Origin of the sequence: Pseudomonas sp. GZD-209 (assembly GCF_049310485.1) — a bacterium.
Taxonomy (GTDB): domain Bacteria; phylum Pseudomonadota; class Gammaproteobacteria; order Pseudomonadales; family Pseudomonadaceae; genus Aquipseudomonas; species Aquipseudomonas sichuanensis.
The window spans coordinates 25189-48731 of record NZ_JBMOWQ010000021.1 but is presented as its reverse complement, the minus strand read 5'-3'; the positions used below and the strand labels follow the sequence as shown (position 1 = coordinate 48731).

The window sequence follows — 23543 nt, the reverse complement described above, 5'->3', positions numbered from 1 at the left end:
GGGGCTCAAGGCAGCGACTTTCGGCTAGAATCCGCAGCACTCAAACCACGGGATACAAGCAAACATGGCAGGAAGCAGTCTACTGGTACTGATCGACGACATCGCCACGGTACTCGACGATGTGTCGCTGATGACCAAGGTCGCGGCGAAAAAGACCGCCGGCGTGCTCGGTGACGACCTGGCGCTCAATGCCCAGCAGGTTTCCGGCGTGCGCGCCGAGCGCGAGATCCCGGTGGTGTGGGCGGTGGCCAAGGGTTCGATGGTCAACAAGGCGATCCTGGTGCCGGCGGCACTGTTGATCAGCGCGTTCATCCCCTGGGCGGTGACGCCGCTGCTGATGGTCGGTGGCGCCTACCTGTGCTTCGAGGGCTTCGAGAAGCTGGCGCACAAGTTCCTGCACAGCAAGGATGAGGACGAGGCGCAGCACGAGGCGCGCAAAGAAGCCGTAGCCGATGCCAATGTCGACCTGGTGGCCTTCGAGAAGGACAAGATCAAGGGCGCGGTGCGGACCGACTTCATCCTCTCCGCCGAGATCATCGCCATCACCCTGGGTACCGTCGCCGATGCGCCGCTGACCCAGCAGATCATCGTGCTGTCGGGCATCGCCATTGTGATGACCGTGGGTGTGTATGGCCTGGTGGGCGGCATCGTCAAACTCGATGACCTCGGGCTGTGGATGAGCAAGAAGGCCTCGAGCGTCACCCGTGCCGTCGGCAACGGCATCCTGCGCGCGGCGCCATACCTGATGAAGAGCCTGTCGGTGATTGGTACTGCGGCCATGTTCCTGGTCGGTGGCGGCATCCTGGTGCACGGTATTGCACCGCTGCATCACGCCATCGAGGCCTTCGCCGAAGGCCGGGGCGGGGCGCTGACCGGTGCCTTGCTCAACGGCGTGGCCGGCGTGGTCGCCGGGGCCGTGGTGCTGGCGCTGGTCAGCGCTGCCTCGAAGCTATGGCGCGCGGTCAGGGGCTGACCGTGACGCTCTTCTCCTGCGGGCGCCAGCTCAGCAGGTTCTGGCTGAAGCCGTAGGCCGCACTCTGGTAGTAGGCAATGGCCCGGCGGATCAGCGGGTTGTCCACGCCCACCTTGGTTTCATGGCTGTTGCCCAGGGCATCCTGGTGAATCCGCAGGCCACCGCGTGGGCTGAGGATCGCCAGGTCCTTGCCGTCGTACAGGCCCAGGTGCTGGTAGTTGCCGATCAGCACCCGGGGTGGCAAGTCGTCGCCCTTGAGCAGGTCGCGGCCGAAGAAGGTCGAGGTGTAGCTCAGGTTGAGCAGGCCGAGCAGGGTCGGCGCCAGGTCGATCTGGCTGGCCAGGGTCGGGTTCTCGGCCGGTTCGATCATCTTCGGTGCATAGATCCACAGCGGAATCTGGTAGTTGGCGACCGGCAGGTCCTCTTTGCCGGCGCTACCTGCTGTGTGGTCGGCGACGAAGATGAACAGGGTATTGTCGAACCAGGGCTTTTTCCGGGCCTGTTGCAGGAACTGGTCGATGGCGTAGTCGGTGTATTTCACCGCGCCTTCGCGACCGTCACCTGAGGGGATGTCGATACGCCCCTCGGGGTAGGTGTAAGGGCGGTGGTTGGACGTGGTCATCAGCTGCAGGAAGAACGGCTTTTGCGTGGCGTGGTCGGCATCGGCCAGCTTGATCGCCTGGCGATACAGGTCTTCGTCGGCCATGCCCCAGGCATTCTTGAAGCTGATTTCGCTTTCATCGACGCTGCTCTGGTCGACGATGCGATAGCCGTTGCCGCTGAAGAACGCGTTCATGTTGTCGAAGTAGCCGCGCCCGCCATAGACGTAGACCGCGTCGTAGCCCACGGCCGCCAATTGCTGGCCGAGGCTGGCGTAGCCGCTTTCGCGGCCGATGCGCTTGACGATCGAGCGCCCGGGGGTGGGCGGAATCGACAGGGTGATGGCCTCCAGGCCACGGTCGGTGCGGGTGCCGGTGGCGTAGAAATTGTTGAAATACAGGCTCTGCTTGCGCAGCACGTCGAGGTTGGGCGTGAGGTTGCGTGGGTCGCCGTTGCTGCCCATGTACTTGGCGCTGAAGCTTTCGATGGTCACCAGGATGATGTTGGGCGTGCGCTGCGGGCCGCTGGCGCTGATGTGGCGGCGGATGTCCTGGGGCTCGCGCAGGTCGAAGCGGGCATTGGCGGCGGCCAGTTCATGGTGCATCTGGGCACCGACATCATCGGCGCCGAGGGTGGCGTAGAACTGGCTGTAGTCCAGTTCGTTGTTGCGGAAGGCGGCGAAGAACTGGTACGGGCCGTTGCTGGACAGCTCGCGCTGGTAGGCGTTGCCATCCGGGTGGCGCGGGAACTGCTGGTCGATGATCAGTACCGAGGCGCCGCACAGTACCGCCAGCACGGCAACCCCGGCCAGGCGCTGGCGCGCGTTGGCGGGCGCTGCGGACAGTGCGCGGAGCAGGGGCTTGCGCAGCAGCAGGCAGAGCACCACGGCCGCCACCGCGAGGCTGCCGAGCAGCGTTGGCAGGGGGTAGGACTCGCGGATGTTGTCCAGCACTTCCTTGGAATACACCAGGTAGTCGACGGCGATGAAGTTGAAGCGCACGCCGAATTCGTCCCAGAACAGCCATTCGGCCACGGCGACGAACAGCATCACGAACAGGCTGACGGCCAGCACGCCCTGCATCAGCCAGCGGTGCGCCCGGGTGCGCCACAGCGACGCTGGGCACAGGGCCAGGTAAAGGCCTAGCGGCAGGGCGGCATAGATGAGGAAGCTGAGGTCGTACAGCGCGCCGGTGAAAAACACCGCGAAATAGTTACCGCTGAACTCGTCTGCGTGAGCCAGCAACAGGACCAATCGGGTCAGGATAAAAACGCCGAACCAGGTAGAACATAAAAGAACGAGGAAGCGCCAGGGAGCGGCGAGAGGTGCGCGCATGAATTATGCCTATGTCCTTATTAGGTGCAGGAAGGCGAGCAGGCTAGCGGCTTGTTTGCAAAAGTTTTGTCAAAATTTCGCTATAGGATGATTGATACTTCGGCTTTATAGTTCAGAACTTTCTTTTTTAATGAAGGCGAGGGCTGAACATGTTTGGCAATGTGTTGACCTACGATGCCTATCACCTGGCGCTATACCTGCTCACCGCGCTGGCCTGGGGCGTACTGGGGCTGTGGTTTCTGATGAGTGGCGTGGGCGTCGCGGCGTTGCTCAGGTGTTGCGCCATGTTTGGTGTGGCGCTGCTGATCAATGGATTCATGCTGATGCTGGATATCTGGCGGGTGCTCGACCACGCTCAGGTTGAGGCTGGTTTATTGGCGGTAGGCGTGGTTTTGCCAATAATGATGATATTGATTTACAAGACAGGTTTTTCAAAAGTAAGAAAAGGCTGAGTTATATGTAGGTTTATTCCTACATGCTCTAACGAAACAGCGTCTCAATTAGAGGCGCTGTTTCGTTTCAGTCATCAGAAGTGCACTTTCACCAACAAGCTGGCGGTGTTCTGGTCGGTGGTGAAGGCGTCGCTGTCCTTGATGCCGTACTTGTTCTTCCAGTAGTCGTACTCGATACCGACGTACAGCTGCTTCTCACCCAGGTGCAGCGCTTTACCCAGGTCGTACTTGATCTGCGGGTTGAAGTGCAGGTTGGCCTGGTAGGTGCCGCGACGGTTCTCGTCGTTGTCCACCACCCAGTCCATGAAGCCGTCGATCAGCACGTCGGACGAACCCACAGGGATGGTGTAGGACCACACCGGGGTGATCTGCCAGACGTTGTCGCCCGGGCGGCTGCCGTCTGTGGTGCGCTGGTAGAAGTTCAGCTGGAAGTAGTCGAAGCCTGGGATGGCCAGGTCGAAGCCTGGGCCGATCAGGTAGGACTCGGTGTCGCCTTCGCCGAACTCGTAGGTCATGGCCAGCAGCACGTCCTTGACCGGGCCGAACTCGATCTTCTGGTCGAAGATCTTGCCGAACGACAGGCGTGGGCTGAACTCGCCGTAGTAGGTGTTCGGGCCGTTATTGGCGTCCTTCTTGCCCTGGTAGAAGATCTTGTCGAGGAAGAAGAAGTTGTCGCCGTACTTCCAGGCATCGGCGTGCTCGAAGGTCACCGTCTGCTGGATTTCGGGGTTGACCTTGAAGTTCTTGCCCCACAGGTAGGTCAGGCTGTTGTTCTGCCACTGCAGCAGGTCACCGGCTTGGCTGGCGCCGCAGGCCAGCAGGCCGCCAGCGAGGATCAGGCTATTGATGATGCGCATTGCGTGTGTCGCTCCCTTGATTGGATCTGTTGTCAGCGCTCGGGCGCCGTTTTTTGTCTTTTGAGTCAGCTTTTTTCGATTGGCCACAGCTGTTTGGCAAGAGCTGCGCCAACTTTTCCGGGTTGGCCACAACCATCCTGCTCGACGTCTTGCTGAACGGATGAACATGGTTCTTTCAGGCTGGCAACACGTTGACCAACCGCCCGAATTCATTGACTGAGCGGTCAGCAAACGTGGGCAGGATCCTTCCTGCCCCGATCGAGGGGGCGCGCAGATTACTGGCTTGCGCGCCGGTCCTCAAGTGCTCCGTCCTGGAGCACGGTGTTACAAAGTTGTGCGTTTGGTCAGGTTATCAGAAGTGGACCTTGATCAGGGCACTGGCGACGCTCTGATTGCTTTCCAGGTTGCCGCGGCTGTCGATGCCGTACTTGTCCTTCCAGTAGCTGTACTCGAAGCCCACGTAAAGCTGCTTGGCGCCCAGGTTCAGGGCTTTGCCCAGGTCGTATTTGACCTGTGGGTTGAAGTGCAGGTTGGAATGGTAGGTGCCACGGCGGGTCTGGTCGTTGTCGGTGACCCAGTCCATGTAGCCATCGATCAGGATGTCGGAGCGGCCCACGGGAATGGTGTAGGACCAACCGGGGGTGATCTGCCAGACGTTGTCACCCGGGCGGCTGCCTTCGGTGTTGCGCAGGTAGAAGTTCAGGGTGAAGTAGTTGAAGCCGGGAATGTTCAGGTCGAAGCCGGGGCCGATCAGGTAGGCCTCGTTGTCGCCTTCGCCGCGTTCGTAGGTCATGGCCAGCAGCACGTCCTTGACCGGGCCGAAGCCCAGGTTGCGGTCGAGGATCTTGCCGAACGACAGGCGCGGGCTGAACTCGCCGTAGTAGGTGGTCACGCCTTTGCTCGGGTCGGGCTTGCCGTTGTAGAAGATCTTGTCGACGAACAGGAAGGTGTCGCCGTACTTCCACTTGTTGGCGTGCTCGAAGGTGATGGTCTGCTGGATATCGGGGTTGACCTTGAAATCCTTGCCATACAGGTAGGTCAGGCTTTCGCCGTGCCACTGCAGCCATTCGCCGGCGTGGGAGGGGAGGGTGGCCAGCAGGCTGCTGCCCAGCAACAGCGAGGAAGTGATGCGCTTCATGTTGTGTTTCCCGGACTTATTGTTTTTGTTGGCGGTTTTTTCGGCGCGCAGGCGCCCCGGGCGGCCCATTCCGGCGGGCCGACGGTCATGCGGTTACTGCAGGTGGTAAGCGGGGCGGCAAACGCTGCCGCCCCTGGTCCTCAATGCTGGTGGCAGGCGTCGTTGTGCGCGGCGCGTTCGGCGCCACCGAGGATGTTGAACAGCAGGTTCAGCACCAGGGCGCTGAGGGTGGCCATGGCAATGCCACTGTGGGTGATGGGTTCCATCCACTGCGGCATCTGCGCGAAGAACTCCGGGCGCACCACGGGGATCAGGCCCAGACCGACGCTGACCGCAACCAGCAGCTGATTGCGACGGTCGGAGATGTCCGCTTCCTGGAGGATCTTGATCCCGGTGGCGGTGACCATGCCGAACATGGCGATGGACGCGCCACCCAGTACTGCAGGCGGGATCGAGGCGATCAGGAAGGCTGCCTTGGGCAGCAGGCTGAGCAGGATCAGCAAGCCGCCGGCCATCACCGTGACGTAGCGGCAACGCACCCCGGTCATCTGCACCAGGCCGATGTTCTGGGCGAACGAGGAGTGGGTGAAGGTGTTGAAGAACCCGGCGATGAACGATGCCCCGGCGTCGCACAGCAGGCCGCGACGCAGCATCCCCGGGGTAACTTCACGGTCGGTGACCTTGCCCAGGGCGAGGAACATGCCGGTGGATTCGACGAAGATGATCACCACCACCAGGCACATCGACAGGATCGGCGCCAGGCTGAAGGTCGGCATGCCGAAGTGCAGGGGGGTGACCACCTGCAGCCAGGGCGCCTCGTTCAGGCCGGACAGGTCGACCATGCCGATGGAGCCGGCGAGGATGTAGCCCAGGCCCATGCCCACCAGTACCGAAACGTTGACCCAGAAACCGCGCATGAAGCGGTTGATCAGCAGGATCACCGCCAGCACCAGGCCGGCGACCATCAGGTAGATCGGCGAGCCGAAGGTCTCGGCCTCATGGCCACCACCGGCCCAGTTGACCGCCACCGGGAACAGCGACAGGCCGATGGAGGTGATGACCGTGCCGGTCACCAGGGGTGGGAAGAACCGCACGACCTTGGACATGAACGGGGCGATCAGCATGCCGAAGAACCCAGCGGCGATAGTCGCGCCGAAGATCCCCTGCAAACCGACGCCGGGCATGCCGGCCATGGCCACCATGCTGCCGACGGCGGCGAAGCTGGCGCCCATCATGACTGGCATGCGGATGCCGACCGGGCCGATACCGAAGGATTGGATGATGGTGGCAACGCCGGCGACCAGCAGGTCGGCGTTGATCAGAAAGGCGACTTCCTCGCGGGACAGGCCGGCGGCCTGGCCGATGATCAGCGGCACGGCAATGGCGCCACCGTACATCAGCAGAACGTGTTGCAAACCCACCAGGATCAGCTGGAACAGGGGCAGGGGCTGTCGTGGCGGCGCAACAGGAATGTACGCCTTGGGTGACTCGGACATGCAGCACCTCGAGTTTTGTTTTTATTCTCGGATCCAAGCGTCGGCTTCAAGCGGCAGGCCCGGTGAAGGCGACCTGAGGTTCCCGCTTGAAATCCAACGCTCGATGCTTGCTTGTTGCGTAGATCGTGAAACTGAGGCCGGGGTTGCCGGCCTCATCGCGGGGCAAGCCCGCTCCCACATACAGTTGCAGGTTGGATCAGTTGACCTGAGCGCCTTTGGCGATCCAGTCGCCGACCAGCTTGCGTTCTTCAACGGTCATCTGGGTGATGTTGCCCAGCGGCATGATCTGGCTGGCGACGGCCTGCGCCTGGATGCGCGCGGCCTGGGCCTGGATCTGCTGCGGGGTGTCGAACATCACGCCGGCAGGGGCGGCGCTGAACAGTGGGCTGGTCGGCTTGGACGAGTGGCACACGGTGCAGCGTTCCTGGATGACGTTGTGGATCTTGTCGAAACCGCCGGTGGCTGCCTGGGCGGTGGCCTGGGCAGGTGCTGCGGCTGGTGCTTCGGCAGGCTTGGCAGCTTCCTCGGCGCGCAGCTCGGCGGCGGTCTTGCCACCCACGGCGGTGGCCGGCAGCGGCTGGTACTCGACCTTGGCGGCGGCCTGCTCAGGGGCGGTCGGCAGCGTCTTGGGGCCGGTCACGTAGGCCAGGCAGATCATCGCCAGGGCGCCGACAGGCAGGGTCCAGGCGTACTTGTTGCTGTCGTGGCGGGTGTTGAAGTAGTGACGGATCAGTACCGCGGCCACCGCGATCCCGGCCAGGATCAGCCAGTTGTACTGGCTGCCGTAGGTGCTCGGGAAGTGGTTGCTGATCATGATGAACAGCACCGGCAGGGTGAAGTAGTTGTTGTGGCGCGAGCGCAGCAGGCCCTTGGCCGGCAGTACCGGGTCGGGGGTCTGGTTGTTCTCGATGGCCGCCACCAGCTGGCGCTGGGCCGGCATGATGATGCGGAACACGTTACCGACCATGATGGTGCCGATGATCGCGCCGGTGTGCAGGTAAGCACCGCGGCCGCTGAACACCAGGCTGAAGCCCCAGCATGCGGCGATGATCAGCACGAACAGCACGCCACCCAGCAGGGCTGGTTTCTTGCCCAGGGGCGAGTCGCAGAGGAAGTCGTAGACGAACCAGCCGGCGATCAGCGAACCGATACCGATGGCCACGCCTTCGGCACCGCTCAGGGTGCTGCCAGGTGCCAGCAGGTACAAGGCCGGGTTCCAGTAGAACACCACGCACAGCAAGGCGATCCCGGACATCCAGGTGAAGTAGGCTTCCCATTTGAACCAGTGCAGGTTCTCGGGCATTTTCGGTGGCGCGAGCTTGTATTTTTCCAGGTGGTAGATACCGCCACCGTGGATGGCCCAAAGGTCACCCGACAACCCATCGCGCGGGTTGCTTCGGTTCAGGTGGTTCTCCAGCCAGACGAAGTAGAACGATGCACCGATCCAGGCGACGCCGGTGATCATGTGAACCCAGCGAATGCTCAGGTTCAGCCATTCGTGAAGGTGTGCTTCCACAGTAGTTACCTCTCGCCGGTCACCACATAGATGACCGACCCTTTCTTATTGGTGGGGATTGAGGATCAGCATCTGTTCCTCGGGGAAGTAATGCTCATCGCAGTTGTTGCCAGAACCACTGCGATCAACCACCAGGAAATCATCCCGCTTTTCGATCGTAAGCACCGGGTGGTGCCAAACGCCGCGATGGTAATTGATGCCCTGCCTGCCGTTACTGCGGAAGGCGCGGACCAAGCCTGATACAGGTGCATCGCCAACTGGCGCGACCACGATCAGAAAGGGGTTGCCGAGCAGCGGGATGAAAGCCTGGCTGCCCAGCGGATGGCGTTCCAGCATGCGCACGGTCAGCGGCATTTCCAGCGCGTCGGCGCGGAAGATGCTGATGATCGCCTTGTCCTCAGGCTCGGCGGTCTCGACCGTGGCGAGCTTGTGGAAGCGCATGGTCGAGCCGTTGTTGATCATGAAGTGGTCGCTGCCATCGGTTTCGATCACATCACCGAACGGGGCAAAGGCTTCTTTGGTCAGGGGCTCGATCATCAGGGTGCGCATGCGGTTATCTCTTCTATGTTCGTTGTTCTTGATTTGGGTGGACTGGTAGCTCTTGCCAGGCCCTGGGTACGGACGCGTCACGCACTCGGGCCAGGCCTTCGCACAGTCCTTAAAGCTGCAGCAGGCGGAACAGGGCGATCAGGTTGATCTGCGCCAGGGCTTCCTTGAACTCGGCATCCTTGTCGTTGTGGATGCGCTTTTCGAAGGAGGCGAGGATCTGGTGCCGGTTGCTGCCCTTGACCGCCATGATGAACGGGAACTGGAACTTGGCTTTGTAGGCGTCGTTCAGTTCGGTGAAACGGGCGAACTCTTCGGCGGTGCACTGGTGGATACCGGCGCCGGCCTGCTCGTTGGTGCTCGATTCGGTCAGCTCGCCCTGTACGGCGGCTTTGCCGGCCAGGTCCGGGTGAGCGTTGATCAGGGCCAGCTGCTCGCTGTGGTTGGCGCTGAGCAGGATGTCGCTCATGCGCTGATGCAGCGCTTCGATCTCGTCCAGTTCAGCCAGTTGGCCGAGGTCGTAGGCTTTTTCGGCGACCCACGGCGAGTGCTCGTAGATGTCGGCGAAGGCTTCGACGAAGGCGGCGCGGCCCAGGCTGGAGGGTTTGAGGGTTTTGAAGGCGGTCATCAGGCGTTCTCTTTCTTGTACGGGTGGGTGGCGTGCCAGTGGCGGGCGATGTCCGCGCGCCGGGCGAACCAGACCTGCTCATGGCTCTTGGCGTAATCGACGAAGCGCTTGAGCGCGGCGAGGCGCGCCGGGCGGCCGACCAGGCGGCAGTGCAGGCCGATGGAGAGCATTTTCGGGGCTTCGGCGCCTTCGGCGTACAGCACGTCAAAGGCGTCCTTGAGGTACTGGAAGAACTGCTCGCCGCAGTTGAAACCCTGTACCTGGGTGAAGCGCATGTCGTTGGTGTCCAGGGTGTAGGGGATCACCAGGTGCGGCTTGCCGGTCGGGTTGTTCGGTTCCCAGTAGGGCAGGTCGTCGTCGTAGGTGTCGCTGTCGTAGAGGAAACCGCCTTCCTCCATCACCAGGCGCCGGGTGTTCGGGCCGGTGCGGCCGGTGTACCAGCCCACCGGGCGCTCGCCGGTCAGTTCAGTGAGGATGCGAATGGCTTCGAGCATGTGCTCGCGCTCTTGCGCTTCTTCCATGTTCTGGTAATCGATCCAGCGGTAGCCGTGGCTGCAGATCTCGTGGCCGGCCTCGGCCATGGCGCGGATCACGTCGGGGTGGCGCTGGGCGGCCATGGCCACGGCGAAGACGGTCAGCGGCACACCGCTGTCCTTGAACAGCTTGAGCAGGCGCCATACACCGGCGCGGCTGCCGTATTCGTAGAGCGATTCCATGCTCATGTTGCGCTGGCCCTGCAACGGCTGGGCGGCCACCATTTCAGACAGGAAGGCCTCGGACTCTTTGTCGCCGTGCAGGATGTTGCGCTCGCCACCTTCTTCGTAATTGAGCACGAAGGACAGTGCAATGCGGGCATTCCCCGGCCATTGCGGATGAGGTGGGTTGTTGCCGTAACCGATCAGGTCGCGAGGGTAGTCAGCGCTCACTGCAGTCTTCCTTCTTGTACGTTAGTGCGGTTGGTGGGCGGGCCGCGTCGGGATGTCGCACCACCGGATGGGCTGATTGTATACAACTTCTTAAATACTTTGTAAGCCTGTTTTTCCGCATTTCTTCCCATTTGTCGCCCTGAAGCAGCTTGCAAGAAACCTGCCTGATTGGTCAGCTAATAGCGGTGACGCCTGCTTGCTGCCTGTCTTTGCGATTGGTGGCCTGTTTTCAGGGGTGAGCGGGCGGGCCGGAAGAAGGGTTTAAAAAATTGTGTACAATTTTTTGAGAAACTGTCTTAATGGCGTCATTCCCGCACACCGCTGGCCCCCGTGCCCGGTGCATGCCGTGTATTTTTTGCCCACGCATACGACAAGAGGCGACAAGCAAATGGGACGTTTGACCACACACGTACTGGACGCCGCGCATGGCTGCCCGGGCAGCTCGATCAAGGTTGAGCTGTACCGTGTCGAAGGCCAGCAGCTGGAGTTGATCAACACCGTGCTGACCAACAGCGATGGCCGCGTCGACGCGCCGCTGTTGCAGGGTGACGACTACCGTACCGGCGTTTACCAGCTGCAGTTCAGCGCTGGCGATTATTACCGCGCTCGCGGCGTGCAACTGCCGGCCGCGGCGTTCCTTGACGTTGTCGTGCTGCGCTTTGGCATCGACGAGCAGCAAGAGCACTACCATGTGCCGCTGCTGATCTCGCCGTACAGCTACTCGACCTATCGTGGAAGCTAGTTGGTCGCTAGAAGAATCTTCGTAGGTCCTTGCCCGCTCTCACACTGGCGGGCTTTTTTTTGCCCGTCGCAAAGTGCCGGCAGGCAGATACGACAAAGGGGCGCCATGCGCCCCTTTGTCGTTTGCTCGTGTAACCCGTTCAGGCCGGCATCAGGGCGCGATGCCCGCCGTGCCGTTGGCCAGCTTCGGTTGCCGGTAGAGGTCCAGCAATACCTGGTCCAGCACCTGCGAGGCGCCCCAGGGTTTGGGGTCGTTGAGGATGGCTGCGACCGCCCAGGTGTTGCCATTGCTGTCGCGGCTGAAGCCAGCGATCGCGCGGACGGTATTGAGGGTGCCGGTCTTGATATGGGCCTCACCGCTCATGGCCGTGCGCTTGAGGCGCTTGCGCATGGTGCCATCCATGCCCACCAGTGGCATGGAGCTGATGAATTCGGCGGCGTACGGGCTGTTCCAGGCAGCCTGGAGCAGCGCGGCCATCTCGCGGGTGCTGACCCGTTCCGCGCGGGACAGGCCCGAGCCGTTCTCCATCACCAGGTGCGGCGCGGTGATGCCTTTCTTCGCCAGCCACTGACGCACCACGCGCTGGGCGGCACGGGCATCGTCGCCATCGGCGTCGGTGCGGAACTGCGCGCCGAGGCTGAGGAACAGCTGCTGGGCCATGGTGTTGTTGCTGTACTTGTTGATGTCGCGGATCACTTCGACCAGGTCTGGCGAGAAGGCCCGGGCCAACAGGCGGGCGCTCTTGGGCACGTTCTCGATGCGGTCGGCACCCTGGATGCTGCCGCCCAGCTCGTTCCAGATGGCGCGCACGGCCCCGGCGGCATAGGTCGGGTGGTCCAGCAGCGACAGGTAAGTCTGCGAGTTGCAGCCTTCGGCCAGTTGGCCGCTGACCGTCACGCTGACACCGTCGGCCTGGGTCACCGGGTTGTAGCGCACTTCGCCGGTGCACTGCTTGCCCGCCACGGCCTTGACCTGGTTGTCGATGCGGATGCTGGCGATCGGCGGTTCGACCGCCACGGTGACCTTGCCACCGTCGTTGCGGGCGACGAAGCGCAGCGCCTTGAGGTTGACCAGCAGCGAATCGGGCTTGACCAGGAACGGCTTGTTGTCGTCGCCGCCGTCGTCATTGAACTGCGGCAGGTTGGGCTGCACGAAATGGCTGCGGTCCAGGACCAGGTCGCCGGTCACGGTGCGCACGCCGTTGGCGCGCAGGTCGCGCATCAGCAGCCAGAGCTTTTCCATGTTCAGCTTGGGGTCACCGCCGCCTTTGAGGTAGAGGTTGCCGTTGAGCACGCCGTTGCTCAGGGTGCCGTCGGTGTAGAACTCGGTCTTCCACTGGAAGGTGGGGCCCAGCAGCTCGAGTGCGGCGTAGGTGGTGACCAGTTTCATGGTCGAGGCCGGGTTCACCGAAACGTCGGCGTTGAACACGGTCGCGGTGCCGGGGCCGTTGAGCGGCAGCATCACCAGGGACAGGGCGGAGTCCTGCAGCTTGTTGGTCTTGAGGGCCTGCTGCACTTTGGCTGGCAAGCTGGTGTTGACGGCGGCGGCCTGGCTGGGCAGGGCGAGTGGCAGGAGCAGGCCGGCGAGCAATAGTGGGCGGAGCGTCTTGATCATGGATAGATGAACCCTGCAGGCGAGGGGAAAAGACCATGGGGCTGTAAGAATGATGGCCCCAGCACGTAAACGAGTGCGCATTATGCCCCAAGCGCACGCTGTATGCGCCCCGTTCGACACAAATGCGCCGCTGCACGCCGGAAACTGGTAAAGTGCCGCGCGTTAATACTTGAGAGGATTGTTTCATGGCTACCAACCGTTCCCGTCGCCTGCGCAAGAAACTGTGCGTGGATGAATTCCAGGAGCTGGGTTTCGAACTGAACCTGGGTTTCAAGGAAGACCTGTCCGATGAAGCCATCGATGCCTTCCTCGACGCCTTCCTGACCGAAGCCATGGACGCCAACGGCCTGGACTATGTCGGTGGCGATGACTTCGGCCTGGTCTGCAAGGCCACCCGTGGCTCGGTGGAAGAATCGCAGCGCGCTGCTGTCGAAGCCTGGCTCAAAGGCCGCAGCGAACTGACCAATATCGAAGTCAGCCCACTGCTGGACGCCTGGTACCCGGAAAAGCCGATCAACTCGGCTTCCTGATCCGTGGCGGCGGTGCCCGAGCGGGCGCCGCCTCACCTTGGCTCGGCCTGGCGCTCCAATTGCCGGGCCAGGGCTTTCTCCACACGGCGCATGTGCCGTGCCAGTGCCTGACGGTACAGCTTCATCTCAGCCAGGGGCAACCCGGGCTCCCCCAGTAGTTCACACGCCTGAATCAACGACCTGGCATCCAGCATTCGCGCCGCGCTGAGGATCTTGTGTGCCTGCGCGGCAAGCGCGTCGGCGTCCTGCTGCGGGTCGATGGTCATCAGGATGGCCAGGTCCTGCTGCAGGCTCAGGTGCAAGGTGCTGAGGATGCGGTCGCGGTCACTGGCGCTGTCGCCGACAATGGCGCTCAGGCCCTGCAGGTGGAAGCGATGACCGCACTCGTCGCAGCCCTCCTTGCACGGCCGGGTGTTGCGGGCAATGGCCGCCAGCCGCTGGCCGAGCACCTGCAAGCCGATGGGTTTGAGCAGGCAGTCGTCCATCCCCGCATCCAGGCACTGCTGGCGCACTTCGGGTTGGGCGTTGGCGGTATAGCCGACCAGGGTGCAGCGTGGCCTGCCGTGCAGGCGTTCCTCCGCGCGCACGGTCCTGGCCAATTCGTAGCCGTTCATCTGTGGCATGTTGCAGTCGACGATGAGTACGTCGAAACAGCCTTCGCGCCATTTGCGCAATCCTTCGCGGCCATCGCGGGCGCTGTCCTGGCGCAAGCCCAGGTAGTTCAGCTGTTGTGCTATCAGCAACAGGTTGGCCGGATGATCGTCGATCACCAGGATCCTCAGCCGTGCATCCGGGCGTTCGATGTCGTTCGCGTCCTGAGGCCTTGACTCGACCGGGGCAACACACTGCAAGGGCATGCGCAGCCTTACCCGTGTACCTACGCCATGCAGGCTCTGCAGGCTCAGTTCGCCGCCCATCATTGCGCACAGGCTGCGGCTGATCACCAGCCCGAGGCCGGTGCCGGCCCGAGCACCGTCGCTGTAGGGGTTGGCCTGCACGAAGGGGGTGAACAGCTGCTCGAGTTCCTGTTCGCGGATGCCAATGCCGGTGTCGCGGACTTCCATGTCGAGGGTCTGGGTCAGTGGCTCGCCACTGCTGCACAGTTTGACGCTGATGCTCACCTGGCCCTGTTCGGTGAACTTGATCGCGTTGCTCACCAGGTTCGACAGCACCTGTTTGAACCGCAGCGGGTCGAGCAGCGCATGGCAGCGCGCCTCGGCGGCGATCACCACTTCGAGCGCCAGGCCCTTGTGTCGGGCCAATCCGTCGAATACGCGTCCGACGGACTCGACCAACGCTGCCAGGTCCACCGGCTCCGGGGCCAGGGACAAATGGCCCGACTCGATCCGGGCGATATCGAGGATATCGCCGATCAACCCCAGCAGATCCCTGGCCGAGTGATGGGCAATCTCCAGGGCCGGGCGGTCCAGCTGGCCCTTTTCGGCGCGCCGTGAGGCGAGTTCGAGCATGCCGATCAAGGCGTTCATTGGTGTACGGATTTCGTGGCTGATGGTGGCGAGGAATGTGCTCTTGGCGCGGTTGGCATCATCGGCCTGTTGCTTGGCCAGGCGCAGGTCCTGGACCAGGTTGCGGCGATCGCTGATGTCGATCCAGCCGCCGATGATGCCCTGCATTTCCCCCAGCGAATCGCGGTAGGGGAGGATCCAGTGGTAGATGGTCAGCTCCTTGTCCTTCAGCCGCAGAGGGCGATCGAGGATCAAAGGTTTGCCTTGCTCCATCACGCGTCGGTAATCGTCCTGGATCTGCCGGGTGTAGTCGCAGTCGCTGAAGCGGGTGTCCTGCAGGCGCTTGCCGACGACCTGCTCGAGGCTGGCGCCGACCGCTTGCAGGTAGCTGTCGTTGCAACTTTGCAGGCGCCCTTCGCGGTCACGCACGTACATGGGGTGTGGCGTGCCATTGAGCAAGGCGCCCATGAACTCCAGCTGGTCGTTGAGCGCCCGTTCGGCGTGTTGACGCTGTTTGATCTGGCGACGCAGCCGGGCATTCCACACCAGTGCCAGCACCAGCAGCACCGCGATGACCGCCACCACCTGCAGGATCACCCTGCGGTAATTGCGCCAATAAGCGTCGTCGGCCGCGCCGTGATCCCGCCAGCGACTGTTGATCACCCCCAGTTCCTCCGGAGAGATGCTCAGCAGCGCCTTGTCGAGGATCGAAGACAGTTCGCTGGCCTGGGGCAGGGTGGCCAGCGAGAAGGCCGCAGGCTCGGTGCCGACGGTGGTGCGGATCACCAGGTCGTTGTTGCTGGCCAGCATATGGTTGGCGTCGATCAGTGTGGCGATCGCGGCATCCACGGCGCCGCTGCCCAGCAGGGCCAGGGAGTAGTAGGTGCTGTCGGTGGCTACCTGATGAATCAATGGGTGTTTGGCATTGAGCAGTGCGGCCACGCTGCTGTCACGGGGTACCGCGACCCGCTTGCCCTTGAGCTGCTTCAGATTGACCGGCTGGTGATTGCCGTCGCGGCTGACCAGTACGTAGGCGCTTTCCAGGTAGGGCCTGCTCAGTTGCAGCGGGTTGCCTGGGCGGGTGTCGGTGGAGAGCGTGGCGATGATGTCGGTGCGGCCGGACTCAAGCTGATCGATCATGTCGCCATCGCCACTGGCGCGACCAATGTCGAAGCGCAAGCCGGTGCGCAGGCGGATGAGTTCGAGCAGATCGGCGACGATGCCGCGTAGCCGGCCGTTGCCGTCGAGAAAGGTCAGCGGCGCTGCGGTGTCGTTGACCACGACCCGCATCACCGGGTGATCGCGCAGCCATTTCTCTTCCCGTGACGACAGCTGCAGCTTGCGATCAGTCAACAGGCTGCCGCTGCTGGCACTCCAGCGCTTGAAGATATCGTTGCGGGTGGCGCTGGACTGGGCGTCGAGGGCGGCGTTGACCAGGGCCAACAGCATCGGGTCGTCGTCACGCATGGCGAAACTGAAGCCCACGGCCTCATGCTTGCCGAAGTTGGCCATGCGCAGGCGCGGCAGGTGCCCCTGACTGATCAGGTAGTGCGTGGAGACCGTGTCGCCAATGAACACGTCGGCCTGCTCGAAGGCCACGGCATTGAGCGCCTGGGTAGAGGACTCGAAGGTCAGCAGCTCGGCCTTGGGGTAGTTGGCACGGATCTCTTCGGGCGGCAGGTAGTGATAGAGCATGCTCAGGCGCATGCCGTCCAGGCCGGTGTCCAGGGCGCGGGTTTCGTCCTCCCGGGTTACCAGCACCGGTTGGTCGATGGCGTAGGGGCGTGAAAGCGCCAGCCCCTGGGTGGTGACTTCATAGCCATTGGCGCTACCGAGCAGATCAATCCGCCCGCTCTTGAGCGCCGCGACTGCCGCTGGCCGGCTGGGAAAGCGTTGCACCCGCACCGGCAGGCCCAGGGCATTGCCGATCAGGCCTGCGTAGTCGGCGGTCAAGCCTTGGTACTCGCGCCCTCCGCTGGCGATGTCGAACGGCGGATAGTCAGGTGCGGAAGTGCCGAGTACCAGTTCATGGCGGGTGGCTAGCCAGTTGCGTTGCTCCAGGGTCAGGGCAGGGTGGATCGACGTCGGTGCCGAGCGGCTGAGCAAGGCGTAGCTCTTGCCTTCGTCGATGTTCGCGCAGACAGTCGGCATGGGAGCGCCCAGGCTCAGGCAAAACAGCAATATACCGAGGTACTTCCACATTACGACCTCAGACCAGCGCGTTGCGTTTGGCGACGTCGATCAGCTCCACCAGGGTGCTGGCCTGCAACTTGTGCATAAGGCGTTTCTTGTAGGTGCTGACCGTCTTGTTGCTGAGAAACATGCCCTTGGCGATTTCCTTGTTGCTACGGCCCTGAGCGAAGAGTTGCAGCACCATCAGTTCGCGGTCATTGACCTGGCGGAACAACTCCAGTTCCTTATTGCAGCTTTTTTGCGCAGCGTTGAGTGCCTGGCTGGGGAAGTAGTTGTAGCCGGACAGTACCGCCTTGATGGCGCTGAGCAGTTCACCCAGGTCTTCTTGCTTGCAGACGTAGCCCGCAGCGCCAGAATGCATGCAGCGAATCGCGAACAGCGCGGGTGATTGTGCGGTCAGTACCAGGACTTTGAGCGGAATGGCCATGGACTGGAAGCGTGACAGCATCTCAAGGCCGTCGAGCTTGGGGATGCTGATGTCGAGGATGACCAGGTCGGGGCGGCATTCGCGAATCATCTGCATGGCATCGACACCATTGTCAGATTCGCCCAGGACGTTGTAGCCCTGGTTCTCCAGCAGCATTCGGATAGCCAGGCGGATAACGGGATGATCGTCGACGATAAATACTGTTTGCATATTCAACATTCCATGCGGCGAGGCGGAAGCAGTCGGCACATTAGCTCAGTTGAATGGTGGCGGGCAGGGATGCTCAGGCTAATTTATGTATATAGGAAATTCCTTACGGCGAGAGCGTGTGTGTGCTACGAAGAATGTGGATTTTTAGGCGATTTGATTGATTTGGAAGGTTTGATTGGTTGTCTTGGGAGTTAATGTTTAATGCTTTTAGTAGTTGTGGGAAGAGTCTTACAAGTTGGGCGGTGAAGGTAATAGGCACGTTACCGTCACCACCCTGGCTCAAGTTGGACTGGTGCGCCCGGTCATCTCGCAGGCCATTTCACTGGCATAGCTGTCGGTCATGCCGGCGATGAAATCGATCATGCGCAGGAAGGCGCCATGCAGCGAGCCATGTGGATTGGGCGCGTTATTGCCGATCAGGTCCAGCACGCGGCGGCTCTTGAACGACGGCGTACGCCCGCCATGTTGCTCCAGCGCCGCGCCGCAGAAGGTATTGAGGAGGATTTCCAGGGTGGTGTAGGCGCCGATTTCATGCAGGGTCTTGCGCTTGTCCTGGAAGATCTTCTTGCGTGCCATGTCCTTGGCCTGCAGCACGCAGCGCTGGGCCGGGCCGTGCATATGCTCGACCAGGTCGCCGGGCAGGTGGCCGGCGAGCAGGGCGCTTTGCTGTTCGACGAAGGCTTGCGCGGCGGCGTTGGTCAAGTGCTCGATGGCTTTGCCGCGCAAGATTGCCAACTTGCGCCGGCGGGATTCGTTGGGGCCGAGCTGGCGGTAGGTTTCCGGCAGGTCATCACCGACCAGGTCGAGCAGCAGCGCTTCGACTTCGGCGTACTGCAGCAGGTCCATCTCCAGGCCGTCTTCGAGGTCGATCAGGGCGTAGCAGATATCGTCGGCGGCCTCCATCAGGTAGACCAGCGGGTGCCGGGCCCAGCGTTGGTGTTCGAGCTGCGGCAGGCCCAGCTTGCCGGCGATCTGCTCGAGCAGGGGCAGCTCGCTCTGGTAGCAACCGAACTTGTGCTTCTTGTAGCCCTGGGCGTCGGCATGGCGCGAAGTCCAGGGGTACTTGAGGTAGGTGCCCAGCGTCGCGTAGGTCAGGCGCGTGCCACCGTCGAACTGGTGGTATTCGAGCTGGGTCAGCACGCGAAAACCCTGCGCGTTGCCCTCGAAGTTGAGGAAGTCGGCGCGTTGGTCGTCGCTCATGTCGTCCAGCCAGCCGCGCCCGGCGGCCTGCTGGAACCAGTGGCGGATGGCGTCTTCGCCGGAGTGGCCGAAGGGTGGGTTGCCGATGTCGTGGGCCAGGCAGGCCGACTGCACGATCATCCCCAGGTCGCTGGGCTCGCACCAGTCGGGCAGGGCGCCGCGCAGGGTTTCGCCAACGCGCATGCCCAGCGAGCGGCCAACGCAGCTGACTTCCAGCGAATGGGTGAGGCGGGTGTGGATATGATCGTTGCTGGTGACCGGGTGTACCTGGGTCTTGCGCCCCAGGCGGCGGAAGGCGCCGGAAAAGATGATGCGGTCGTGGTCCTTGTGGAAGGGGCTGCGGCCGAGCTCTTCAGGGCTGTAGAGGGCTTTGCCCAGGCGTTCGCGGGTCAGCAGGGTGTGCCAGTCCAAGGCTCGATCTCCGGTCGTTGAATCGGCATAGCTTCCTGCGTCTGGCGCGCCCTGGCAAGGGCGCGCACGAGGTTCAGGGTCGGCGACCGCTGCCCAGGAACAGGCGGATCAGCGGCGCCAGGCTGGTGCCCAGCTGCAGCAGGCGATTGATGTTGCCGCTGCGCACGCCTTTGCCAGTGAGAAAACCCAGCGCGACGATAGCGCCCAGGCCCCACAGCGAGCCGTGCTTGACCCCCAGGCCCTCGCCGAACGAGCTGCCCATGCCGCGCAGGCGGCGAGCCGGTTCGAGCATCTGGGTGGTTTCGTGGCTGATCTGCTGGCGGTGCATCTCCATGCGCAGGCGCAGCAGCGCCTTGCGCAGCTCACGCGGGTTACGTGTGTCGGGCATTTCGGGCAGGTTCATGGCAGCAGGCGCTCCCGGTCCTTGGCCAGCTCTTCGAGCGTGGCGCTGAATGGCGAGGACTCATCGAACACCGCCGCTTTCAGGCGCAGGCCGCAGTACAGCGCGGCGATGCCGTAGAACAGGCACAGGCCGATGATCCCGGCCAACCGGTAGCTGTCCCACAGCAGCACCAGTACCAGCCCGGACAGGGCGGTGAGCAGCAGCAGGGCGAACACCAGCGCCAGGCCGGCGAACAGCAGCAGGCGCAGGGTGCGCCCCTTCTGCTCCTGCAGCTCGATGCCGAACAGCTCGATGTGGCTGTGCAGCAGGCCCAGCATCGCCGCGCCCAGGCGCCTGCCGGACGCGCCGGCGCCGATGGCGTCGTTGTCCATGGCGGCTCCTCAGCGCTTGGCCAGCAGGCCGATCAGCAGGCCGACGCCGGCCGCGATACCGATGGCCTGCCAAGGGTTCTCCTGCACGTATTGCTCGGCGCTGCCCACGGCCGCCTGGCCGCGCTGGCGTACCGAGTCCTGGGTGAGCTGCAGGGTTTCGCGGGCCTGGGCCAGGCGCTCGTGAATCTGTTCACGCAGCTCGTCGGCCTGGTCGCCGGCCAGGTTGGCGGTGTCGGCGAGCAGTCTCTCGGTGTCGCGGACCAAGGCCTGGAAGTCAGCCATCAGTATGTCTTGAGCAGTCTTTGCCGATTTGCTGGCCATATGGGCCTCTCCCTGTGGATGTGTGTGGCTATTTCGAGTGATGGCGAGCGCGGAAGGTTCAGCACGATGTGCTGGTACAGCGCTTGCTTATGTTCGAGGCGTGCTCGCAAGCGTGCGCGCCGAAACCGTGCACCCGCCCTGCGGATGACGCTAAACCTTAACCCAATCCACGACAAACCCAAGAAAAAACCACGCAGGCGTTCACCCGCTCACAGAAGCGGGGCAGGCGCCTGGCACCGATTCGGTGCAGGGATGCCGGTTCTTGAACTGTCCTGGTGCCTTTTTGCAGGCCTGCCTCTTCATGGAAAACATGCACAGCGCGATGGACTCCCTGGTCCATGGCTCCAACACCTTGTTCATCCTCATGGGCGCCATCCTGGTGCTGGCCATGCACGCCGGCTTCGCCTTTCTCGAAGTCGGTACCGTGCGCCACAAGAACCAGGTCAACGCCCTGTCGAAAATCCTCAGCGACTTCGCCATCTCGGCGCTGGCGTACTTCTTCATCGGTTACTGGATCGCCTACGGCGTGACCTTTTTCCAGCCCGCGGCAGTGCTGGCCAACGATCATGGCTATGCGCTGGTCAAGTGCTTCTTCCTGCTGACATTCGCCGCTGCAATCCCGGCGATCATCTCCGGCGGCATCGCCGAGCGTGCGCGGTTCGTCCCGCAACTGTGCGCCACGGCGCTGATCGTGGCGTTCATCTACCCCTTCTTCGAGGGGGTGGTGTGGAATGGCAACTTCGGTTGGCAGGCCTGGCTGCAGGCGCGCTTCGGTGCACCCTTCCATGACTTCGCCGGCTCCGTGGTGGTGCACGCCATGGGCGGCTGGCTGGCGCTGGCGGCGGTGATCTTGCTGGGTGCGCGCCGTGGCCGTTATCGCGATGGCCGGCTGGTGGCGTTCGCTCCGTCGAGCATTCCGTTCCTGGCGCTGGGCTCGTGGATCCTGATCATCGGCTGGTTCGGCTTCAACGTGATGAGCGCACAGACCCTGCAAGGGGTGAGCGGCCTGGTGGCGATCAACTCGCTGATGGCCATGGTCGGCGGCACCGTGTCGGCGCTGGTGGCCGGGCGCAACGACCCCGGCTTCCTGCATAACGGCCCGCTGGCCGGGTTGGTGGCGGTCTGTGCCGGTTCCGACCTGATGCACCCGATCGGTGCGCTGGCCACCGGCCTCATCGCCGGCGGCCTGTTCGTCTGGTGCTTCACCGCGGCGCAGAACCGTTGGAAGATCGACGATGTGCTTGGTGTCTGGCCGCTGCACGGGGTGTGTGGGGTGTGGGGCGGCATCGCCTGTGGCGTGTTCGGCCAGGCAGCGCTGGGTGGCCTCGGGGGCGTAAGCCTGGTCAGCCAGTTACTGGGCAGCTTGGCCGGTGTGCTGGTAGCGCTGGCCGGCGGTTTTGTCGTGTACGGCCTGATCAAGGCGGTACACGGCCTGCGCCTGAGCCACGAACAGGAGTTCCAGGGTGCCGACCTGTCGCTGCACCGCATTGGCGCCACTAGCCAGGATTGATCCGGCGCAGGTGCGCGATGGCAAGCACGGACCTAGAATAAGCATCCCTTATCTGCGATTTCCGGGTTTGCCCCATGCTCCCTGAATGCCAGCTGTTCGGCACCCTCGGGTGCCACCTGTGTGAAGTGGCCGAGGCCATGTTGATGCCGTTCGTCGAACATGGCTTGCTGGTCGAGCTGGTCGATATTGCCGACGACGAGGTGCTGTTCGAGCGCTACGGCCTGACCATTCCGGTATTGCGCCGCGGTGATACCGGGGCCGAGCTGAACTGGCCCTTCGATGCCGAGCAGGTGGTGGCCTTCTTGCGCTGAGCCGCGCATTGACGACGGCGTGGCCCGCTCCGTATGCTGTATATAAATACAGTATCGAGGTGAAGCCATGCTCAATGTCGAGCAACTCAAGTACAGCATCAACCACATGGCCCCGGAGCGTGTGTGCGACGCCGTGCTGGAACTGCGCCTCGACGGCATCGTCACCGATGAGCAGACGCCGTTCGGCAAGGTGCATTTCAATACCTGTTTCGCCGAGATCGAAGCACTGTTCCAGCGCGCCGGCTTTCACCGGCCGCTGGACGTGGTTGGCTACCAGGGCCTGAGCTACGCCTTGTTCGACCCCGGGCGCTGGGATGCGGTGCAGGTGCTGCGCTGGCTCAAGGCGCGCTGCGAGCCGGCCGGCGAGGCTGGTTGCGCCGCGCAGGCTGGGGGATAATGCCCGGCTACCGATCAGCAGAGCCCGACGATGACCACGCCTTTCAACCCCGCCCACCTGCAAGCCAGCACGGTATGCCTGCCGCCCGGGCGCTGGGCGACAGTGCTCGATTGCCTGTGCGATCACTTCAAGGCCATCGACCGTGAGCAGTGGCTGGACCGTTTCGCCCGGGGTCGGGTGTTGGACGCACAAGGCCAGGCGATTGCCGCCAACCTTGCTTACCGCCAGGGCATGCGCCTGCATTACTTTCGTGAAGTACCCAACGAGAAGCCGATCCCGGTACAGGAGCAGATCCTGCACATCGACGAGCATCTGGTGGTGGCGGACAAGCCGCATTTCCTGCCGGTAACGCCCACTGGCGAGTATGTCGAGCAGACCTTGCTGCGCCGCTTGATCCGCCGGCTGGACAACCCGCACCTGGTGCCTCTGCACCGCATCGACCGCCACACCGCCGGGCTGGTGTTGTTCTCGGCCAACCCGCAAACCCGGGGTGCCTATCAGCGGCTGTTCCCCGAGCGGCGCATCGACAAGCACTACCAGGCGATCGCCGCTGCACTGCCGCAGCATGAGTTCCCGTTGGTGCATTGCAGCCGCCTGGTGCATGGCGAGCCGTTCTTCCGCATGCATGAAGTGGAAGGGGCCGATAACAGCGAAACCCATGCCTGTGTGCTGGAAAAGAACGGTGGGCTGTGGCGCTATGGCCTGTCGCCGGTGACCGGCAAGACCCATCAGTTGCGGGTGCACATGGCGGCGCTGGGTGCGGGGATCTGCAACGACCCGTTCTACCCGCAGCTGGTCGATGAACAGGATGACTATGAGCGGCCATTGAAGCTGCTGGCCAAGAGCCTGCGCTTCGAAGATCCGTTGACGGGGCAGGAGAGGTATTTCGAGAGTCGGTTGACGCTCGACTGGTAAAAGCATCGCGGGGGGAGGAAACCCCCCACCATTTTTTCTCCCTCCTCACAAGCCTGC

The 23543-nt window shown here is 62.9% G+C and carries 23 protein-coding genes; 8 read left to right on the top strand and 15 right to left on the bottom strand.

Annotated features, from left to right (window positions below; genetic code table 11):
- The first annotated feature begins 64 nt into the window (after positions 1-64).
- The gene (locus ACO6VM_RS03280) at positions 65-973 is read left to right on the top strand and encodes a DUF808 domain-containing protein (RefSeq protein ID WP_258706065.1); all 909 of its coding nucleotides are present in this window, start codon (positions 65-67) and stop codon (positions 971-973) included.
- Here ACO6VM_RS03280 and ACO6VM_RS03275 read toward each other — a convergent pair.
- The gene (locus tag ACO6VM_RS03275; RefSeq protein ID WP_401056840.1) at positions 963-2906 is read right to left on the bottom strand and encodes an LTA synthase family protein; all 1944 of its coding nucleotides are present in this window, start codon (positions 2904-2906) and stop codon (positions 963-965) included. The two genes, ACO6VM_RS03280 and ACO6VM_RS03275, sit on opposite strands and share 11 nt — an antisense overlap.
- Before the next feature lie 149 nt (positions 2907-3055).
- Here ACO6VM_RS03275 and ACO6VM_RS03270 point away from each other — a divergent pair, with 149 nt between their 5' ends.
- Positions 3056-3358 carry a hypothetical protein gene (locus ACO6VM_RS03270; protein ID WP_401056841.1) on the top strand — a complete coding sequence of 101 codons (303 nt, stop codon included), beginning with the start codon at positions 3056-3058 and terminating at the stop codon, positions 3356-3358.
- A 74-nt stretch (positions 3359-3432) separates the two neighbouring features.
- Here ACO6VM_RS03270 and ACO6VM_RS03265 read toward each other — a convergent pair whose 3' ends face one another.
- From ACO6VM_RS03265 to puuE, 7 genes are all read right to left on the bottom strand, one after another.
- Entirely contained in the window at positions 3433-4215 is a 783-nt protein-coding gene (locus tag ACO6VM_RS03265; RefSeq protein ID WP_232880068.1) for an outer membrane protein OmpK, read from the bottom strand.
- A gap of 352 nt (positions 4216-4567) precedes the next feature.
- On the bottom strand, positions 4568-5353 hold the full coding sequence (locus tag ACO6VM_RS03260; protein WP_401056843.1) for an outer membrane protein OmpK: 786 nt from the start codon (positions 5351-5353) through the stop codon (positions 4568-4570).
- A gap of 140 nt (positions 5354-5493) precedes the next feature.
- Positions 5494-6849, bottom strand: a complete 1356-nt coding sequence (locus tag ACO6VM_RS03255; RefSeq protein ID WP_390967389.1) for a nucleobase:cation symporter-2 family protein — start codon at positions 6847-6849, stop codon at positions 5494-5496.
- Between the two features lie 196 nt (positions 6850-7045).
- On the bottom strand, positions 7046-8365 hold the full coding sequence (locus tag ACO6VM_RS03250; protein WP_422402754.1) for a urate hydroxylase PuuD: 1320 nt from the start codon (positions 8363-8365) through the stop codon (positions 7046-7048).
- 45 nt (positions 8366-8410) lie between these two features.
- On the bottom strand, positions 8411-8914 hold the full coding sequence (locus ACO6VM_RS03245; RefSeq protein ID WP_046856488.1) for an ureidoglycolate lyase: 504 nt from the start codon (positions 8912-8914) through the stop codon (positions 8411-8413).
- Between the two features lie 109 nt (positions 8915-9023).
- Entirely contained in the window at positions 9024-9539 is a 516-nt protein-coding gene (gene uraD, locus ACO6VM_RS03240) for a 2-oxo-4-hydroxy-4-carboxy-5-ureidoimidazoline decarboxylase (RefSeq protein ID WP_401056844.1), read from the bottom strand.
- A complete protein-coding gene (gene puuE, locus ACO6VM_RS03235; RefSeq protein WP_401056845.1) occupies positions 9539-10465 on the bottom strand; it encodes an allantoinase PuuE in 927 nt (308 codons plus the stop codon). The genes uraD and puuE overlap by 1 nt, the downstream gene beginning before the upstream one ends.
- A gap of 388 nt (positions 10466-10853) precedes the next feature.
- Between puuE and uraH the strand changes: the two genes are divergently transcribed.
- Positions 10854-11207, top strand: a complete 354-nt coding sequence (gene uraH / locus ACO6VM_RS03230) for a hydroxyisourate hydrolase (protein ID WP_110993583.1) — start codon at positions 10854-10856, stop codon at positions 11205-11207.
- 150 nt (positions 11208-11357) lie between these two features.
- Here the strand turns inward: uraH and dacB are convergent, their stop codons facing one another.
- Positions 11358-12821: a D-alanyl-D-alanine carboxypeptidase/D-alanyl-D-alanine endopeptidase gene (gene dacB / locus ACO6VM_RS03225; protein ID WP_110993581.1), complete on the bottom strand. Its 1464-nt coding sequence runs from the start codon at positions 12819-12821 to the stop codon at positions 11358-11360.
- A 185-nt stretch (positions 12822-13006) separates the two neighbouring features.
- Between dacB and ACO6VM_RS03220 the strand changes: the two genes are divergently transcribed.
- The gene (locus ACO6VM_RS03220) at positions 13007-13351 is read left to right on the top strand and encodes a YggL family protein (RefSeq protein WP_401056846.1); all 345 of its coding nucleotides are present in this window, start codon (positions 13007-13009) and stop codon (positions 13349-13351) included.
- A 32-nt stretch (positions 13352-13383) separates the two neighbouring features.
- Here ACO6VM_RS03220 and ACO6VM_RS03215 read toward each other — a convergent pair whose 3' ends face one another.
- The 6 genes from ACO6VM_RS03215 to ACO6VM_RS03190 all read right to left on the bottom strand — a co-directional run bounded on the left by ACO6VM_RS03215 (position 13384) and on the right by ACO6VM_RS03190 (position 20353).
- Positions 13384-16968, bottom strand: a complete 3585-nt coding sequence (locus tag ACO6VM_RS03215; protein ID WP_401056847.1) for an ATP-binding protein — start codon at positions 16966-16968, stop codon at positions 13384-13386.
- 58 nt (positions 16969-17026) lie between these two features.
- Positions 17027-17647, bottom strand: coding sequence for a response regulator (locus tag ACO6VM_RS03210; protein ID WP_401056848.1), 621 nt, complete (start codon positions 17645-17647; stop codon positions 17027-17029).
- Between the two features lie 279 nt (positions 17648-17926).
- Positions 17927-19258: a deoxyguanosinetriphosphate triphosphohydrolase gene (locus ACO6VM_RS03205; RefSeq protein WP_401056849.1), complete on the bottom strand. Its 1332-nt coding sequence runs from the start codon at positions 19256-19258 to the stop codon at positions 17927-17929.
- Between the two features lie 73 nt (positions 19259-19331).
- Positions 19332-19661 (bottom strand): hypothetical protein, encoded by a 330-nt coding sequence (locus tag ACO6VM_RS03200; protein WP_401056850.1) that lies wholly within the window; start codon positions 19659-19661, stop codon positions 19332-19334.
- Positions 19658-20032, bottom strand: coding sequence for a phage holin family protein (locus ACO6VM_RS03195; RefSeq protein ID WP_110993575.1), 375 nt, complete (start codon positions 20030-20032; stop codon positions 19658-19660). The genes ACO6VM_RS03200 and ACO6VM_RS03195 overlap by 4 nt, the downstream gene beginning before the upstream one ends.
- 9 nt (positions 20033-20041) lie before the next feature.
- Positions 20042-20353, bottom strand: a complete 312-nt coding sequence (locus ACO6VM_RS03190; protein WP_401056851.1) for a DUF883 family protein — start codon at positions 20351-20353, stop codon at positions 20042-20044.
- Between the two features lie 301 nt (positions 20354-20654).
- Between ACO6VM_RS03190 and ACO6VM_RS03185 the strand changes: the two genes are divergently transcribed.
- The 4 genes from ACO6VM_RS03185 (at position 20655) to ACO6VM_RS03170 (ending at position 23486) form a co-directional block, all read left to right on the top strand.
- A complete protein-coding gene (locus ACO6VM_RS03185) occupies positions 20655-21863 on the top strand; it encodes an ammonium transporter (protein WP_125857981.1) in 1209 nt (402 codons plus the stop codon).
- Between the two features lie 74 nt (positions 21864-21937).
- The gene (locus ACO6VM_RS03180) at positions 21938-22174 is read left to right on the top strand and encodes a glutaredoxin family protein (protein WP_401056852.1); all 237 of its coding nucleotides are present in this window, start codon (positions 21938-21940) and stop codon (positions 22172-22174) included.
- A gap of 67 nt (positions 22175-22241) precedes the next feature.
- Positions 22242-22571: a transcriptional regulator gene (locus ACO6VM_RS03175; RefSeq protein ID WP_110993572.1), complete on the top strand. Its 330-nt coding sequence runs from the start codon at positions 22242-22244 to the stop codon at positions 22569-22571.
- 30 nt (positions 22572-22601) lie between these two features.
- On the top strand, positions 22602-23486 hold the full coding sequence (locus tag ACO6VM_RS03170) for a pseudouridine synthase (protein ID WP_401056853.1): 885 nt from the start codon (positions 22602-22604) through the stop codon (positions 23484-23486).
- Positions 23487-23543 lie beyond the last annotated feature (57 nt).

Bases quoted from the DNA above. Each gene is read 5' to 3' on its own strand.
- ACO6VM_RS03280 (WP_258706065.1), top strand. From the start codon at position 65: ATGGCAGGAAGCAGTCTACTGGTACTGATCGACGACATCGCCACGGTA.
- ACO6VM_RS03275 (WP_401056840.1), bottom strand. From the start codon at position 2,906: ATGCGCGCACCTCTCGCCGCTCCCTGGCGCTTCCTCGTTCTTTTATGT.
- ACO6VM_RS03270 (WP_401056841.1), top strand. From the start codon at position 3,056: ATGTTTGGCAATGTGTTGACCTACGATGCCTATCACCTGGCGCTATAC.
- ACO6VM_RS03265 (WP_232880068.1), bottom strand. From the start codon at position 4,215: ATGCGCATCATCAATAGCCTGATCCTCGCTGGCGGCCTGCTGGCCTGC.
- ACO6VM_RS03260 (WP_401056843.1), bottom strand. From the start codon at position 5,353: ATGAAGCGCATCACTTCCTCGCTGTTGCTGGGCAGCAGCCTGCTGGCC.
- ACO6VM_RS03255 (WP_390967389.1), bottom strand. From the start codon at position 6,849: ATGTCCGAGTCACCCAAGGCGTACATTCCTGTTGCGCCGCCACGACAG.
- ACO6VM_RS03245 (WP_046856488.1), bottom strand. From the start codon at position 8,914: ATGCGCACCCTGATGATCGAGCCCCTGACCAAAGAAGCCTTTGCCCCG.
- uraD (WP_401056844.1), bottom strand. From the start codon at position 9,539: ATGACCGCCTTCAAAACCCTCAAACCCTCCAGCCTGGGCCGCGCCGCC.
- uraH (WP_110993583.1), top strand. From the start codon at position 10,854: ATGGGACGTTTGACCACACACGTACTGGACGCCGCGCATGGCTGCCCG.
- dacB (WP_110993581.1), bottom strand. From the start codon at position 12,821: ATGATCAAGACGCTCCGCCCACTATTGCTCGCCGGCCTGCTCCTGCCA.
- ACO6VM_RS03220 (WP_401056846.1), top strand. From the start codon at position 13,007: ATGGCTACCAACCGTTCCCGTCGCCTGCGCAAGAAACTGTGCGTGGAT.
- ACO6VM_RS03215 (WP_401056847.1), bottom strand. From the start codon at position 16,968: ATGCCGACTGTCTGCGCGAACATCGACGAAGGCAAGAGCTACGCCTTG.
- ACO6VM_RS03210 (WP_401056848.1), bottom strand. From the start codon at position 17,647: ATGCAAACAGTATTTATCGTCGACGATCATCCCGTTATCCGCCTGGCT.
- ACO6VM_RS03200 (WP_401056850.1), bottom strand. From the start codon at position 19,661: ATGAACCTGCCCGAAATGCCCGACACACGTAACCCGCGTGAGCTGCGC.
- ACO6VM_RS03195 (WP_110993575.1), bottom strand. From the start codon at position 20,032: ATGGACAACGACGCCATCGGCGCCGGCGCGTCCGGCAGGCGCCTGGGC.
- ACO6VM_RS03190 (WP_401056851.1), bottom strand. From the start codon at position 20,353: ATGGCCAGCAAATCGGCAAAGACTGCTCAAGACATACTGATGGCTGAC.
- ACO6VM_RS03185 (WP_125857981.1), top strand. From the start codon at position 20,655: ATGGAAAACATGCACAGCGCGATGGACTCCCTGGTCCATGGCTCCAAC.
- ACO6VM_RS03180 (WP_401056852.1), top strand. From the start codon at position 21,938: ATGCTCCCTGAATGCCAGCTGTTCGGCACCCTCGGGTGCCACCTGTGT.
- ACO6VM_RS03175 (WP_110993572.1), top strand. From the start codon at position 22,242: ATGCTCAATGTCGAGCAACTCAAGTACAGCATCAACCACATGGCCCCG.
- ACO6VM_RS03170 (WP_401056853.1), top strand. From the start codon at position 22,602: ATGACCACGCCTTTCAACCCCGCCCACCTGCAAGCCAGCACGGTATGC.